The organism is Streptomyces niveiscabiei (assembly GCF_033794345.1).
GTDB classification, from domain to species: Bacteria; Actinomycetota; Actinomycetes; order Streptomycetales; family Streptomycetaceae; genus Streptomyces; species Streptomyces niveiscabiei.
Map to the genome: position 1 here is coordinate 422,219 of NZ_JARAYJ010000003.1, position 15,660 is coordinate 437,878.

A 15,660-nucleotide genomic window follows, 5' to 3' on the forward strand; every position below is an offset into this window, starting at 1 on the left:
CCTCCCGGGCGGGCGGTCCCTGCGGGTCAGGACGTGTACCTGGCCGTCTTGTACTGCTTCCTCTTCTCCTCGGGGCTCGCCCTGTTCTCGCCGGGGCCCGGAGTGCGGTCCATCACCTCGTCGGTCCACGAGTTGGGGACGGTGAGCCCCCACTGCTTCCTCAGCAGCTTGTGCTCGTCCTTGTTCATCGTCACGTACCACTGGCCCCAGCGGCACCACCCCATGGGTTCGTCGCTCTCCGTCGCCACCGCCTTCACCAGCTTCGCCACCACCGGCCGCATCCCCTCCGCCTGCGCCTCCAGGTACTGGTTCATCCGGTAGGTGGCCTGGTCGCCGTGCTGGAACATCGCGTACGCGGAGTCCTCCATGTGCAGGCCGTGCCCCTCCAGACGGGCCGTCCCCTCCCGTCGCACCGGCACGGCGGAGCTGTTCGCGACCCCGGCGTTCAGCCGGTTCAGCAGGTTCACCTTCTGCTGGGACGCCTCGGCGATCTGACCGCCGCCGCGCATACCGCCCATCAGGGAGTACGCCTCGTGCAGGTCGTAGTCCCCGGTGTACAGATACGTCTGCCAGTTCGGCACACCCCTCAGGGCGGTCAGCTGCGGCCCGCCGCCCGGCGCCAGCACCGTGATCGGCACGTACTCCTCACCCCGGGCACCGGTCTCCACGATGCCGAGGTCCAGCACCTCCTGGGACGGGTCGTCGACCCGCACCCCCAGCAGCCCGCCCTGCCCCCAGTGCCCGACGAACCCGTCCAGGTCCTCCTGAGCGAGCCAGGCGAGCACGGCTTCCGGATCGGCCTGCGACCCTTCACGCCCGTACTCCTTCCGCACCGAGGACGGCTTGATCGACTTCTCCAGGATGGTGTGCGGCTTGGGCTTGGCACCCTCCGCGATCCGCCGGATGGAGAACTCGCCCGTCTCCCGCACGGCGATCGTGTAGTGGTACTTCTTGCACACGGCCGCGATCGGCGCCCAGTGCTCCTCCCAGGCGATCTGCCGAAGCGTCGCGGCCCGCACGCCGTCGGCGACGGTCCCGACGGCTCCGGCGCGGCCGGGCGTGTAGGTGGCGGCGGCAAAGTCACGCAAGGGATCGACGGGTGCGGCGGGCTGCTGCGCGGGCTGGGCGTCCTCGCCGTTGTCCATGCGCTGGAGAGGGGCTGCGGGGGCCCGCTGGAGAGACGCCTCCGACGCGGGCAGGACAGCGGCCTCCGGCGCCGTCCCGACCGCCGCGTCCGGCACCTGCTCGACCGTCGTCCCCGGCGCCCGCTGGACGGACGTCCCCGGTGCCCGCTGGGCCACGCCGGACGGCTCCGCCCCCGGTACCGGCCCCGACATCACCCGGTGCGCCGTCCGTTCCGCCTCCCGTTCGAAGCGGTCCGACGGGTCGGAGACCCTCAGCCCCGCACCGTTGTCGGTGCCCGACACCGGCCCCGAGCGCTGCTGCACGACGTGCACGAGTTCGTGCGCGAGCGTGTGCCGGTCGCCCCCGCCCTCGCCGAGCACCACATGGTGCCCGGACGTGTACGCCCGCGCCCCGACCTCCGTCGCGGACCGCTGCGCGGCGATGTCGTCGTGCACACGGACGTCGGAGAAGTCCGCCCCGAGCCGCCGCTCCATCTCGGCCCGCACGGGCTGCGCCAGCGGCCGGCCGGGCGAGCGCAGCACATCGGGCACAGCCGACCGCTGCACGGGCGGCGCCTCGGAGCCGGCCTCCTCCCGCCGCCGCATCATCCGGGCGACGGCCGCGTTCCCGATGGCCCGCTGCAACGGCGCGAGGGCCTGCGGCGCGAGAGCCCCACCCGCCACCGGCCCCTCCGCCCGGACCGGACCCGCGGCGCGACGCACCCCGCCGGACCCCTCCGGCCGCTCCTTCTTGGCGTACATGACGACCCCACCTCAGCTCTGCCCGCGATCACTTCCCCCTTGCTACGAGCACACCCGCCCCGGGTGAAGGTCCGAACGGGCAGTACCGAGGCACCGTCGTCTGCCCGCAGGGCGGGTGGTGGACGGGCGGAGACCGGTTCGGCGGGGTGTGCGCTCAGTTCAGCCGCTTCGCGCTCCCCGCCCTGATCGTGGGTGCTACAGCGCCGTCAGCCGGCCCGGCCCCGGCGCCGGGCGCGGCAGCATCGCCGGTTCCTGGGACGCCGACTCCGGCCGCAGCGCCAGGACCGCAGCGACGGGGTGCTCGTCGTGCGGGACGCCCGCGGGTTCGGGGAGCACGATGTGGTCGGGTACGACGATGTCGTCCGGTACGCCGTCGTCGTACCGGATCCCGCCGGCGCGCTCGCCGTCCTCGTACCGGTCGAAGCCCTGTGCGGTGTCCTCCGGGACCGGCGCCGCCACCGCCTCCGGGGCCGCCCGGGACAGGAGGACCACGCCCCGGCCCGCGAGCCCCGCTCCCGCGGTCGCGAGGAGGATGCCCGCGGCGCCTCCCTGGAGGCTCTCGCCCAGCAGGGTCAGCCCGATGACCGCAGCGGCGACCGGGTTGGAGAGGGTGACCATGGAGAGGGGCGCGCCGAGGCCGTCCTGGTAGGCGGTCTGGGAGAGGAGCAGGCCCGCTGTCGCGAACGCGGCGACGAGCAGGGCGATGCCCAGGACCTGGTACAGCGGGAGGGAACCGGTGTCGGTGAGTGCGACCGTCACCGTCTGGGTGAGCGCCGAGGCGACCCCCGAGGCGATGCCGGACGCGGTCGCGTGCCGCAGGCCCGGCTTCGCGCCGGGCCGGGCCAGGAACGCGATCACGGCGACCGTGGCACTGGCGACGGCGATGGACTGGGCGCCGTCGAGCACCTTCTCCGGCGCGGGCCCCGACGCCACGACCAGGATCGCGGCGAGCCCGGCGAGGGTGTACGACGTCCCCCGCCACTCGGCCCGGCTCACCTTGCGCCCGGCGATCCGCGCACCCAGCGGCACGGCGGCGACGAGCGTCAGCGCGCCGAGCGGCTGCACGACGGTCAGCGGACCGTAGTTCAGCGCGACGACGTGCAGCAGCGCACCGCCCCCGTTCAGCAGCACGGACCCCCACCAGGCACCGCGCCGGACCATCCGCATGATCCCGGCCCCGGAGGACCGCGAGGCGAGCCGCTCCTGGGCGACAGCGGCGGCGGCGTACGCGACCGCGGAGAACAGCGACAGGACGACCGCGACGAGGGTGGCGTTCATCGGCCCGCTCCCACGAGTTCCTTGACGGGCTCGGCCGTCGTCTCCGGTACGGGCGGTACTTCAGGAGTACGGGTCCTGGGCGGCCGGACGAAGGCCAGCGCGCCCCCGAGCAGGGCGCCCGCGACGATCGCGTCGAGCCAGTAGTGGTTGGCCGTCCCGACGATCACCAGCAGCGTCAGGGCGGGATGCGCGAGCCACAGCCACCGCCACCGCGAGCGCGTCGCGACGATCATCCCGACCGCCAGCATCAGCGCCCACCCGAAGTGCAGCGACGGCATCGCGGCGAACTGGTTGGAGAGGTGGTCGGTCTGCGGCGGCCCGTACACGGACGGCCCGTAGACCCGGGCCGTGTCGATCAGCCCCGTGCCGGACAGCATCCGGGGCGGCGCCAGCGGGAAGAGGAGGTGGCCGACGAGCGCGGCCCCGGTGACGGCGGCGAGCACCCGCCGCACCCACACGTAGTGCGCGGGGCGGCGGAGGTACAGCCAGACCAGGAAGGCGAGCGTCGCGGGGAAGTGGACGGTCGCGTAGTACACGTTCGCGGCCTTCGCGAGTCCGTCCCCGTGCAGCAGCAGCCCTTGCACGTCGACCTCGGAGGGGAGGCGGGCCCAGCGTTCGAAGTCCCACACGTGGCGCGCGTTGCGGAACGCTTCCCCGGTGTGCCCGGTCGCCAGCTGACGGCCGAACTTATAGACGAGGAAGAGCCCCGCGACCAGCAGCAGCTCGCGGACTATCGGAGGCCGGGCCGCTGTGGACCCCGCTCCTTCTCCAGGCTCGGTGCGGGCATTCATCCCCATGCCTTTTCGTTCACGGTGGTGCGCTGCGACGGTGGCCGCAGTGTCGATACGAAAGCGTATCGATACGCCAGTGTACCGATACGATCCAGTACCGGTACACTGGAGTATCGATTGACGTACGCCACATCGATCCGATCACCGGACCGGGAATGAAACGGAGAGGAAGAACGATGACGTCGCAGGCCGCGGAGGTGCCGGAGACGGCCGCGTCGCGCCGCTCCAAGCTCACGCCCGAACGCGAGCAGGAGTTCTTCGACGCCGTCCTCGAACAACTCCGGACCTGCGGATACGACGCCGTCACGATGGACGGCGTCGCCACGAGCACGCGGTGCAGCAAGTCCACGCTGTACCGGCAGTGGAAGACGAAACCCCAGTTCGTCGCCGCCGCCCTGCGCTCCTGCCGCGAGGTCCGCTTCGCCGGCATCGACACGGGCTCCCTCGCGGGCGACCTGCGCGCGGCGGCCCTCGCGGGCGCGGACTCGGCCGGCAAGGACACGGCGCTCATGCAGGCGCTGGGCCACGCCGCCATCCAGGACCCCGAACTCCGCCAGGCCCTGCGGGAGACGCTCATCGAACCCGAGGTCGAGGCCGTCCGCCAGATCCTCCACCGGGGCGTGGAGCGCGGCGAGATCCCGGCCGACCACCCGGCGCTGGAGTTCGTGCCGGTCCAGCTGTACGGCGTACTGCGCGTCCGCCCGGCCCTGGAGGGCAGGGAAGCGGACCCGGACTACCTGCTCCGCTTCGTGGAGGCCGCCGTCCTGCCCGCGCTGGGCCTCCCCTAGAACCGGGCCGGCCGTCCACGGGATGACTGGACGCCGGTCCGACGCGCCGCACCGTGGGGACGGGGGCGGCGCACCACCCGGCCGGGTGGAACCCTTCTTGAGCGGAGAGGGGCTCCACCCGGCCGACCCTTCTGGGCCAAGGCCGTGCGCGGGTCTTCGGGGCCCGTCAGATGTCCTGGCCGCTGCCCCCGCCGGAGGACACCTTGATCCCCGTCGTGATCTGGTCGATCACCGTGGCCTTCTGGTCCGCGTCGACACCGAAGCGCAGGACGACGAAACGGGTGGGGTCGGCCGGGGACGGGAACGCCACGGACTCCACGATCCCGTCCGCGCCCTTGCTGGTCACCGCCTTCCAGCGGATCTGGTAGCCCTTCTGCCCGGCGACGGTCACGGCCTTGGCCGCGAGGACCTCGTGCGAGGTGATCGCGCCGTACGTGGACCCGCCGTACGACTGCTCCGCGTTGGCGGCGATGTCGGCCTTGGCTATCTCCTCGGCGGTGGACCCCTTCGTGCCGAGGGCGACGGCGGGGGCGGAGTAGACGCCGCCCTTGGTGCAGCTCTTGGACGTGTCGCCGGGGCACGGGTACGTGGAGTCGGAGTTCACCTGCGCCCCGACCTGCATCTGCTGCCCGGTCCAGCCCTCGGGGATGGGGATGCTGATGCCGTTGACGGGATCGGTGACGGCACCGCTCTTGATCTCGGGCGCCTCGGACTCGCCGGGGGAGGGAGTCCCGCCACCGGACCCGCCCGAGCCACCGGACCCGCCTGATCCGCCGCCGTTCCCGCCGAAAGGCCCGCCCTGCCCACCGCCGGGCCCGCCCGGACCCTGCGCCGTACCGGTCCTGTCGCTCCCGCCGCTGTCCTTGGTCAGCGCGAACACCCCGACCCCGATGCTCGCGAGCACGGCGACAGCGGCGGCGACGGCTATCCCGATCCGCACACCGTTCCTGGACCCGCCCTGGGGCGCGGCCGGATACCCGGGCTGCCCCGGATAGGGCTCCTGCCCGGGGTACGCGGGGTACGCGGGGTACCCCTGAGGTGCGGTGGGGTACCCGGAGGAGAGCACGTCCCCCTGACCGCCGCCGTCATACCCAGGAGCTCCGGTATGAGTACTCGAGAACTCGGCAGGCCCGACGGCCCCCGCAGGCCCCTCGGACTCCGGCTCCTTCTCCAGCCCGACGGCCGGTTTCTCCTCCGTGGAATCCTCCGGCCCCGGGGAACCGGAGTCGTCCGGCGCGGCCTCCACCGCGTCCGCCTCCGCCTCCGCCCCCACGACCCGGGTCCGCTCCGTCCACGCCCCGCCGTCCCACCACCGCTCGGAGGGAGGACCGTCACTCGTCTGCCCCGGGTCGGGGTACCACCCGGGTGGAATCGCCTGCGTCATGCCCCCACCGTATGAGGCATCGGTGAAAGCCGTATGAGAGGGAGCCCCCGGAGCCCCGCGAAATCCGCCGGCCCGCCCCCGGCATGGCGCGATCCCGCCGTCCGACACCCCGTCAACCCCGCTCCCCGCACACCGGAGTTGACCCGCACCCCCGTGCGACGCAGGCCGCGAGCCCCGCGTACCCCACCCCGATGTCACCCACCCGGGGAACGCCTCCCCGGACCGGCCCCTAAGACCCCTCCCATGCGGCTACGCTCAAGGTTTGTACATCGTTCGGGCGACTCGGGGAGGTAACGGGATGACGGAGGCAGGGCCACAGCCGGCCACCTCGGCCTCCCTGTGGGAGCGCGACGCGGAAGTCGTCGCCATCGCCCGGGCGGTGGCCGACCTGCGCGACGACACGCCTTCCCGGGGCCGTCTTCTGGTCTTCCGCGGCGAAGCGGGCCTCGGCAAGACAGCGCTGCTGGCCGAGACCCGCCGCCGGGCGGAGGCCGCGGGCTGCACGGTCTGGTCCGCGCGGGCCGGCGAGACCCTCCGCTCGGTCCCGTTCCACGTCGTACGCCAGCTCCTGCAACCGGCCCTCCTGTGCCTCCTGGAGGAGGAGGCCCGCGCCTACCTCGGCGACTGGTACGACATCGCCGGCCCGGCCCTGGGCCTGACCCGGCCCGGCCTCACCCCGAGCGACCCGCAGGGCGTGTACGACGGCCTGGTCGAACTCGTACGGCGCCTCGCGGCCCGCGACTACCCCCTGGTCCTGCTGATCGACGACGCGCACTGGGCGGACCAGGAGACCCTGCGCTGGCTCGCCGCGTTCGCGGAACGCCTGGCCGACCTGTCGGTCCTGGTCGTCGTCGCCCACCGCCCCGGCGAGGCGGACGAGGCGGCAGCGGCGTACCTGACGGCGGTGGACGACCTCGCCGGCGACGCCGTACGCGGCCTGACCGCCCTCTCCCCGCCCGCCGTCGCGGCGCTGACCCGCGCCACGCTCGGCGACCGGGCGGACGACCCGTTCTGCCGCGAGGTGTGGGCGGTGACCGGCGGGAACCCGTACTACACGGTCGAACTGCTGGCGAAGGTCCACGACCGGGACCTGGAGCCGACGGAGTCGGCCGCCGAGGAACTCCGCACCATCAACAAGGCCGCCCACGACGGCGGTTTCGTCGCCCACCTCGAAGGGCTCGGCATCGAGGCGACCCGCTTCGCGTGGGCGGCGGCCATCCTCGGCACCGGCATCTTCGTCGAGCACGCGGCCGGCATGGCGGGCCTCGGCCCCGCCAAGGCCCAGCAGTGCGTCGAGGTCCTGCGCACCGCCCGTATCCTCACCGCGCCGGGCCCGGCGGACGACGGCGACCTCGTCTTCGTCCACCCGCTGATAGCGACCGCCGTCTACAGCAACATCCCCGAGTACCTGCGCGGCGCCATGCACGGCGTCGCCGCGAAAGTCGTCCTGGACGCGGGCCGGGGCATCGCCGCCGCCTCCCGCCACCTCCTCGAAGTGCACCCGGAGGGCGACGCCGACCTCGTCGAACAGCTCCGCGAGGCCGCCCGCGCCCACCTCGCCGTCGGCGCCCCCGACGCGGCCCTGCGCTGCCTGGAACGCGCGCTCGCGGAACCCCCGCCCGCCGGGGCCCGCGCCCAGGTCCTGTACGAACTGGGCTGCGCGACCCTCCTCACGTCCCCGTCCCAGACGGTCGCCCACCTCAGCCGCGCCCTCGAACTCCCCGGCCTGGAAGGGGACGTCCGCGTCGACGCCGTATGCCGCCTCTCCCAGGCCCAGATGCACAACAACGAGCTGGACGAGGCCGTCCGCACGGTCCGTACGGAAGCCGCCCGGCACGAACCCGGGCCCGCGCGGATGCGGCTGACGGCCGTCCAGTTCATGTGGGAGCGCCTCGTCCTCGGCGAGGCGTCCGCCCCCGGCAGCTCCGAACGCCTCGCCGAACTCGCCGCGACCTGCACCGGCCGCGACAACGGCGAACGCGCCCTGCTCGTCCTGCGCGGCTTCGACGCGACGTGCCGGGGCGAGAACGCGGAAGAGGTCGCCGAACTCTGCGACCGCGCCCTCGTCAACGGCGGCCTCGCACCCGGCCTCGACTGGACCGGCACCGAGTGGGGCATCGAACTGCCGATGATGCTCGCGTCCGCGTACGCCTACACGGACCGCCTCGACCGCGCCGACACCCTCTTCAACGGCGCCCTGCGCGCGTACACCTCCGCCGGCTGGAGCGGGGGCCATCTCTCGCTGGCCCACGCCTACCTGGGCCTCGGCCTGCGGCGCCGGGGGCGCCTGCGGGAGGCGGAGCAGTCGCTGCGGGAGGCTCTGCGGCTCGCCGAACGCGTGGGCCGGGGACTCCCGCTGTACTGGTCGGCGATCTGCAACCTGGTCGACGTCCTGCTGGCCCGGGGCCACATCGAGGAGGCCTGGCGGACGGCCGAACAGTACGACTTCGTCGCGCCCTACCCCTCCACGATCGTCCTCCCCGACCCCCGCTCGGTCCGGGGCCGCCTGCTCCTCGCGGTGGGCCGTACGACGGAGGGCGTCAACGAACTGGAGGAGGCGGAGAAGGCGGCAGCCGCGCGGGGCCACTTGAACCCGGTGATGGTCCCGTGGGCCCTCGACCTGGCCCGGGCCCTCTCGTCGGAGGACCCCGCCCGAGCCGCCCGCCTCGCAGCCGACGCCCGCACCCGCGCGGAACGCCTCGGCACGGACACGGCCATCGGAGAGGCGCTGCGCTGCGCGGCGGCCCTGGAGACGGGGCAGCGCGCGGTGCGGCTGGCCGAGCGGGCGGTGACGTACCTGGAGTCGTCACCGTGCCAGTACGAACACGCGGCGGCGAGGATCGAGTACGGCGAACTGTCGCGCTCGGCATCGGAGTTGAGGCGCGGGATGGACCTGGCGGGGGCGTGCGGGGCGGACGGTCTGGTACGCCAGGCGGAGGAGGCGCTGGCGGCCATGGGGTAGGTGGAGGCAGGGGCCCTTCCCGGGGCCCTTCACCCCGCCTCTTCCTCCGCCAGAACCCTCTGCGCCACGGCGAACGCCGAATTCGCGGCGGGCACCCCGCAGTACACGGCCGTCTGCAACAGCACCGCCCCGATCTCCTCCGGCGTCAGCCCATTGCGCCGGGCGGCCCGCACATGCATCCCCAGCTCGTCGTAGTGCCCGTGCGCGACGAGTGCCGTCAGCGTCACAAGGCTCCGCTCCCGCCGGGACAGCGTGGGGTCGGTCCAGATCTCCCCCCACGCATAGCGGGAGATGAAGTCCTGGAACCGCGCGGTGAACGGCGACTGCCGCTCCTGGGCCCGATCGACATGCGCGTCCCCGAGAACCTCCCGCCGCACAGCCATCCCCGGCCCGGCCGCACCCCCGAGGTGCGCACGAAGCGCACTCGACACGGCGCCGGGACACTGCGCGGGCGCGAGATGCGCGGCCCCGGGAATCTCGACGAGCGTCGCCCCGGGCACCCCGTCGGCGATCTCGCGGGCATGCGGGGGAGGGGTGGCCGGATCCTCCCGCCCGGCGATGACCAGGGTCCGCGCCTGGATCTCCCCGAGCCGCTCCCGCACGTCGAAGGACGCGAGGGCGTCACAACAAGCGGCATACGCGCCGGAGTCGACTGTGGCCAGGTCCCGCAACAACGCGGGCACCCGGAACTCCCCGGCGAACCACCGCCCGGCGGTGCTCTCAAGCAGCCACTCCGTCCCCTCTCTCCGCACACGCGAGGCCCGCTCCTCCCACGGCGCGGCCCCACCGAAATGCGAGGAGGAACAGATGACGGCCAACGAGGAGACCCGCTCGGGATACTCCAGGGCCAACTGCATCCCGACGGCCCCACCGATGGACACCCCGGCATACGCGAACCGCTCGATCCCCAGGGAGTCGGCCAACCGCACGACGAGCGCGGCGAGTTCACTCATACTCGCCCCGGCAGACACCAACTCCGCCGCGGACCCGCCATGCCCGGGCAGATCCCACCGCACGACCCGATGCGTCACCGACAACTCGGGCGCGACCTGATCCCACAACGCGTACGAGGTCCCCACGGACGGCCCGAGCAGCAACGCCGGAGCCGAAGCCGACCCCTCGGCACGGTAGTTGAGCAGCTTCTCGGTCAACGTCGCTCCAACGCGCGATCGGTGAGAACACCGGCAAGCCCGGTGTAGCGGACGGGATCAGCGAGGTCCGAAAGATCGAGCCCCTTCAACTCGGCCTCGTCGGCCAGGAGGTCGGCAAGCGACCGCCCCTCGGAGTACGTCCGCCGAGCAAGCGACGACAACAACTCCTTGGCCCGCCCCCGCCCGAGGACGACGGCCAGCTCGGCGGCGAGCCGCTCGGACACGATCAACCCGTGCGTGAGCCCGAGATGTTCCCGCATGACCTCGGCGAACACCCGCAGCCCCGCGACGAGTTCCACGGCGTCCCGCGCGGCCCCGCCGACGACCCGCAGCAGATCCCGCAGCGGCTCCCACTCGGCATGCCAGGCCCCGGCGGGCCGCTCGTCCTCGGCGACGAGAGCCCCGTACAGTGTCGCGGCGAGCTGCGGCGCGCGCCGGGCGGCGGCCGACATCAGCGTGGACCGCACGGGGTTGGCCTTGTGCGGCATGGCGGACGACCCGCCCCCGCTGCCCTCGGCGACCTCCCCGACCTCGGTGCGCGACAGCGCCAGCACATCGACGGCGACCTTCCCGAGCGCCCCGGCGCCGAACGCCAGCGCCCCGGCGAGATCCGCGACCGGCGTCCGCAGCACATGCCAGGGCAACTCCGGCTCCCGAAGCCCGAGTTCGGAGGCGAAGACCCCGGGCAGAGACATCACGTCCCCGGCGCCGTACACGGTGAACGCCGCCAACGTCCCCGCCGCACCCCCCAGTTGTACGGGCAGCGACTGCCGGACGCCGGCCAGCCGGTCCCGCGCGTCGAGCACCAGGGCCCGCCACCCGGCCGCCTTGAGCCCGAAGGTCGTCGGCACGGCGTGCTGCGTGAGCGTACGCCCCGGCAGCACCGTGTCACGGTGGGCCGAGGCGAGGCCGGCCAGCGCCCGCGCGGTCCGGTCGAGGTCGGCGAGGACCAGGTCGAGGACGCGGGCGGCGACCAGCATCGCGGCGGTGTCCAGGATGTCCTGGCTGGTGGCACCCCGGTGCACGTACGGCCCGTACCGCGCGCCGACCGCCGCCGTGAGGTCGGCGACCAGGGGAATCACCGGGTTCCCGCCCGCGCGGGCGCGCTCGGCGAGGGCGTGCACGTCGAAACGCGCCGGGTCGGCCGCCTCGGTGACGGCGACGGCGGCCTCGGCGGGCGCCAGGCCCAGCGCCGCCTGCGCGCGGGTCAGTGCGGCCTCCGCGTCGAGGAGGGCCCGCAGGTACGCGGCGTCGCTCGTCGCGGCTGCGGCCGGGGAGCCGGTCCAGCCGGGCGCGAGCAGGCCGTCGTCGCCCACTTCGCCGCTCGCCCCGCCACCCACCTCGTCGCTCACCGGAACTCCAGGAAGACCGTCTCGCCCTCGCCCTGGAGCCGTACGTCGAACCGGTACGACCCCGGCCCCTCCTCGGCGGCGACCAGCGTGCCGCGCCGCTCGGGCTCCAGCCGCGTCAGCAGCGGGTCGACGGCGTGCGCCGACTCGTCGCCCGGCAGGTAGATCCGCGTGTACAGGTGCATGAGCAGGCCGCGCGCGAACACGCACACACTGACGTACGGCGCACTCGCCCCGCGCGCCGCCGGGCGCAGCGTCCGCGCCGACCAGTGCCCGTTGCTGTCGGTCTGCACCCGGCCCCACCCGGTGAACTCCACGCCGTTGCGCCCCAGGAACCCGCCGGTCGCCGGGTCCCTGCGCATCGACCCGTCCACCTGCGGGACCCTGCCCTCGGGGTCGGCGCCCCACAGTTCCAGCAGCGCGTCCGGCAGGGGGGTGCCCTCGCCGTCGTACACGTACCCCTGGAGCGTGATCGTCCCCGGATGCCCGACCGGCGCGATCTCGCCGCCGCCGGGGAACGGCAGCGCGTGCCCGTAGAACGGCCCCACGGTGTGCGAGGGCGTCGGAAGCACGGCCTCACCCGTCTCGATCCTCATCAGCGCCCTTCCTCCATCCACGTCGCCCGCGGCCCGTCCAGCACGATGTCCCACCGGTACCCCATCGAGAACTCCGGCACCGACAGCCCGTGGTCGTACGTCGCGACGAGCCGCTGCCGCGCGGCGTCGTCGGTGACGGACTGGATGATCGGGTCGTACGGAAACAGTGGATCGGCGGGAAAGTACATCTGCGTCACGAGCCGCTGGGTGAACGCGCTCCCGAACAGGGAGAAGTGAATGTGCGCGGGCCGCCACGCGTTCACATGCTGCCGCCAGGGATAAGGGCCCGGCTGAATGGTGGTGAATTCGTAGACCCCGTCCTGGTCGGTCAGGGTCCGCCCGACTCCGGTGAAGTTGGGATCGAGCGGCGCGTCATGCTGCTCGCGCTGATGCGCGTACCGCCCGGCGGAGTTGGCCTGCCAGATCTCGACGAGCTGCCCCCTCAAGGGCCGCCCGTCCCGGTCGACCACCCGCCCGGACACGGTGATCCGCTCCCCGACGGGTTCGCCGTTGTGCTGCCGGGTCAGATCGTTGTCGATCTCGGTGATGTCCCGCTCCCCGAAGGCGGGGGAGGAGAGCTCGACCAACTCCGGGTCCTTGCTGGTGTCTATGGCGACAAGGGGCTGCTTGGGATGCCGCAGGACGGAGGACCGGTAAGGCGCGTAGTCCCGACGGGGATGATGCTCGACGGGAGCCCCGTCACCGATCCGCTTCTCATAAGCGGCATGCTCAGCGGCTATTTCAAGGTCGATGTCATGCTGGGTAAGAGTCATGGGACAGGCTCCGAGTGTTTTTTCAGGGGCGTGTGTCTGACCAGGCAGGACCTATCGCTCAAGCACGACCGCGAGCCCCTGCCCAACACCGATGCACAACGTGGCAACCCCGACCCCCCTCCCCTTCCGGGCCAGTTGATGGGCGACCGTCCCCGCCAGCCGAGCCCCGGACGCCCCCAACGGATGCCCGATGGCGATAGCCCCGCCCTGCGGATTGAGCACCGCCGGATCAAACTCGGGCCACTCGGCCACACACCCCAACACCTGCGCGGCGAACGCCTCGTTCAGCTCCAGCACATCCAGATCCCCGAACCCCTTGCCGGCCTTGCCCAACGCCCGATGGACGGCCTCGACAGGAGCCAACCCGAAATACTGAGGCGCGATCCCGGCGACCCCGACACCCGAAACCCGCGCAAGGGGTTCACGCCCGGTCCGCCGAAGCCCTTCCTCGTCGACGAGCAACACCGCAGCCGCCCCGTCGTTCAACGGCGAAGAACTCCCGGCAGTAACCCGCCCACCCTCTTTCCGGAACGACGGCTTCAGCTTGGCCATGGCCTCCAGCGAAGCATCCTCCCGAACACACTCGTCCGCCCCGAAGACAACGTCGTCCCCCTTCCGCTGAGGAACGGGAACACCGGCCAACTCGACGTCGAACAACCCCTGTTCCCGAGCGGCGGAAGCCTTCCGGTGCGACCCCAACGCGAACTCGTCCTGCTGCTCACGCGTGATCTTGTGCTTGTCGGCGATCAACTCGGCCGATTCCCCCAGCGGAATGGTCCACTCGGGCGCCATCCGGGGATTGACCATCCGCCACCCCAGCGTGGTCGAGTACAACTCCGCATTGCCCGCGGGGAACGGCCGATCACTCTTGGGCAGCACATACGGCGCCCGGGTCATCGACTCCACCCCACCGGCGACAACGACGGACGCGTCCCCGACGGCGATGGCCCGCGCCCCCTGAACCACCGCCTCCAGCCCGGACGCACAGAGCCGATTGACGGTCACCCCGGGCACACTCACCGGCAACCCGGCGAGCAGTGCGGCCATCCGCCCGACGTTCCGGTTCTCCTCGCCCGCCCCGTTCGCGTTCCCGAAGTACACGTCCTCCACGAGCCCGGGATCCAACTCAGGCGTACGCCCGAGCAGTTCCCGGATCACATGCGCCCCGAGATCATCGGGCCGAACGCTCGCCAGCCCTCCGTTGTACCGCCCGAAGGGCGTACGGACCGCGTCGACGATGTAGACGTCCTTCATCCCAGACCCTCCGTCACGATCACCTTGGCCTCGGTCTTGGCCACGATCTCCTCGGCCGTCACTCCGGGAGCGGTCTCGACGAGCACCAGCCCGTCCCCGGTGACGTCGAGGACCCCCAGGTCGGTGATGACCCGGTTCACGCACCCCTTGCCGGTCAGCGGCAGGGCGCACTGTTCGAGAATCTTCGGCGAGCCGTCCTTGGCCGTGTGCGTCATGACGACGATGACGGTCCGCGCCCCGTGCACGAGGTCCATCGCCCCGCCGATCCCGGTGATGAGCTTCCCGGGAATGGCCCAGTTGGCGAGATCCCCGCCGGCGGAGACCTGCATCGCCCCCAGCACGGCGACGTCGATGTGCCCGCCCCGGATCATCCCGAAGGACAGCGCGGAGTCGAAGAAGGAGGCCCCCGGCAGGACGGTGACGGTCTCCTTGCCGGCGTTGATGAGGTCCGGGTCGACGGCGTCCTCGGTGGGGTACGGGCCGGTCCCGAGGATGCCGTTCTCCGACTCCAGGATCACCTCGACGCCGGAGGGCAGGTGGTTCGGGATGAGCGTCGGCAGCCCGATCCCCAGATTGACGTACTGCCCGTCCCGCAGCTCGCGGGCGGCCCGCGCGGCCATCTCCTCGCGTGTCCAGGCCATCAGCTGCTCACCGTCCGCTGCTCGATCTTCTTGTCACCGGCCTGCTCGGGCGTCAGCGCGATCACGCGCTGGACGAAGATCCCCGGCAGATGCACGGCGTCCGGGTCGATCTCGCCGGGCTCCACCAGCTCCTCGACCTCGGCGATCGTGATCCGTCCGGCCATCGCCGCGAGGGGGTTGAAGTTGCGCGCGGACTTGTTGAAGACGAGGTTCCCGTGCCGGTCGCCCCTGGCCGCGCGCACCAGCGCGAAGTCGGTGCGGATGCCGCGCTCCAGGACGTACTCGACCCCGTCGAACTCCCGCACCTCCTTCGGCGGCGAGGCCACGGCGACACCGCCCTCGCCGTCGTACCGCCACGGCAGGCCGCCGTCCGCGACCTGCGTGCCCACCCCGGCCGGGGTGAAGAAGGCCGGAATCCCGGCACCTCCCGCGCGCAGCCGCTCGGCCAGCGTGCCCTGGGGGATCAGCTCGACCTCCAGCTCACCGGCGAGGTACTGGCGCGCGAACTCCTTGTTGGCCCCGATGTAGGACCCGGTGACCCGGGCGATGCGCCCGGCCGCGAGGAGCACCGCGAGCCCGGACTCCATCGCGCCGCAGTTGTTGGAGACCACCGACAACCCGCCCGACCCGCGTGCGAACAGCGCGTCGATCAGCACGGTCGGTACACCGCTCAGTCCGAACCCGCCCACCGCGAGCGACGCGCCGTCACCCACATCGGCCACCGCCTCGCGGGCCGTGGCGACCACCTTGTCCATCCGTCGAGCCCCATCTCTCCCATTGCTCAGCACACTGAGCATTTCAGCGAGG

13 protein-coding genes are annotated in these 15,660 nt (G+C 72.6%); 2 read left to right on the top strand and 11 right to left on the bottom strand.

All coding sequences use genetic code 11. The annotated features are described in order from the left end of the window. Positions 1-26: 26 nt before the first annotated feature. The 3 genes from PV682_RS06120 to PV682_RS06130 all read right to left on the bottom strand — a co-directional run bounded on the left by PV682_RS06120 (position 27) and on the right by PV682_RS06130 (position 3,955). Positions 27-1,886 carry a DUF4157 domain-containing protein gene (locus tag PV682_RS06120; protein ID WP_407705605.1) on the bottom strand — a complete coding sequence of 620 codons (1,860 nt, stop codon included), beginning with the start codon at positions 1,884-1,886 and terminating at the stop codon, positions 27-29. 195 nt (positions 1,887-2,081) lie between these two features. Beyond that, the gene (locus PV682_RS06125; protein ID WP_319724781.1) at positions 2,082-3,164 is read right to left on the bottom strand and encodes a DMT family protein; all 1,083 of its coding nucleotides are present in this window, start codon (positions 3,162-3,164) and stop codon (positions 2,082-2,084) included. Continuing rightward, complete coding sequence (locus PV682_RS06130) at positions 3,161-3,955, bottom strand: phosphatase PAP2 family protein (RefSeq protein WP_319724880.1); 795 nt, start codon at positions 3,953-3,955, stop codon at positions 3,161-3,163. The genes PV682_RS06125 and PV682_RS06130 overlap by 4 nt, the downstream gene beginning before the upstream one ends. Before the next feature lie 176 nt (positions 3,956-4,131). On the opposite strand from PV682_RS06130, the gene PV682_RS06135 reads away from it, so the two are divergent. Then, positions 4,132-4,743, top strand: a complete 612-nt coding sequence (locus tag PV682_RS06135) for a TetR/AcrR family transcriptional regulator (RefSeq protein ID WP_319724783.1) — start codon at positions 4,132-4,134, stop codon at positions 4,741-4,743. Positions 4,744-4,909: 166 nt separating this feature from the next. Here PV682_RS06135 and PV682_RS06140 read toward each other — a convergent pair whose 3' ends face one another. After that, entirely contained in the window at positions 4,910-6,127 is a 1,218-nt protein-coding gene (locus tag PV682_RS06140) for a DUF2510 domain-containing protein (RefSeq protein WP_319724785.1), read from the bottom strand. 298 nt (positions 6,128-6,425) lie between these two features. On the opposite strand from PV682_RS06140, the gene PV682_RS06145 reads away from it, so the two are divergent. Beyond that, the gene (locus tag PV682_RS06145; protein ID WP_319724787.1) at positions 6,426-9,089 is read left to right on the top strand and encodes an ATP-binding protein; all 2,664 of its coding nucleotides are present in this window, start codon (positions 6,426-6,428) and stop codon (positions 9,087-9,089) included. A 29-nt stretch (positions 9,090-9,118) separates the two neighbouring features. Here PV682_RS06145 and pcaDC read toward each other — a convergent pair whose 3' ends face one another. From pcaDC to PV682_RS06180, 7 genes are read right to left on the bottom strand one after another with little or no spacing between them, the layout of a single operon-like run. Further along, a complete protein-coding gene (gene pcaDC / locus PV682_RS06150) occupies positions 9,119-10,240 on the bottom strand; it encodes a bifunctional 3-oxoadipate enol-lactonase/4-carboxymuconolactone decarboxylase PcaDC (RefSeq protein ID WP_319724789.1) in 1,122 nt (373 codons plus the stop codon). After that, positions 10,237-11,592, bottom strand: a complete 1,356-nt coding sequence (gene pcaB, locus PV682_RS06155) for a 3-carboxy-cis,cis-muconate cycloisomerase (protein ID WP_319724791.1) — start codon at positions 11,590-11,592, stop codon at positions 10,237-10,239. The genes pcaDC and pcaB overlap by 4 nt, the downstream gene beginning before the upstream one ends. Beyond that, entirely contained in the window at positions 11,589-12,185 is a 597-nt protein-coding gene (pcaG, locus tag PV682_RS06160) for a protocatechuate 3,4-dioxygenase subunit alpha (protein ID WP_407705606.1), read from the bottom strand. The genes pcaB and pcaG overlap by 4 nt, the downstream gene beginning before the upstream one ends. Further along, a complete protein-coding gene (gene pcaH, locus PV682_RS06165) occupies positions 12,185-12,958 on the bottom strand; it encodes a protocatechuate 3,4-dioxygenase subunit beta (protein ID WP_319724793.1) in 774 nt (257 codons plus the stop codon). The genes pcaG and pcaH overlap by 1 nt, the downstream gene beginning before the upstream one ends. Before the next feature lie 51 nt (positions 12,959-13,009). Further along, complete coding sequence (locus tag PV682_RS06170; RefSeq protein ID WP_319724795.1) at positions 13,010-14,212, bottom strand: thiolase family protein; 1,203 nt, start codon at positions 14,210-14,212, stop codon at positions 13,010-13,012. Continuing rightward, complete coding sequence (locus PV682_RS06175; RefSeq protein ID WP_319724797.1) at positions 14,209-14,853, bottom strand: CoA transferase subunit B; 645 nt, start codon at positions 14,851-14,853, stop codon at positions 14,209-14,211. The genes PV682_RS06170 and PV682_RS06175 overlap by 4 nt, the downstream gene beginning before the upstream one ends. Beyond that, positions 14,853-15,608 carry a CoA transferase subunit A gene (locus PV682_RS06180; RefSeq protein ID WP_319724799.1) on the bottom strand — a complete coding sequence of 252 codons (756 nt, stop codon included), beginning with the start codon at positions 15,606-15,608 and terminating at the stop codon, positions 14,853-14,855. Before PV682_RS06180 ends, PV682_RS06175 begins: the two co-directional genes overlap by 1 nt. Positions 15,609-15,660 lie beyond the last annotated feature (52 nt).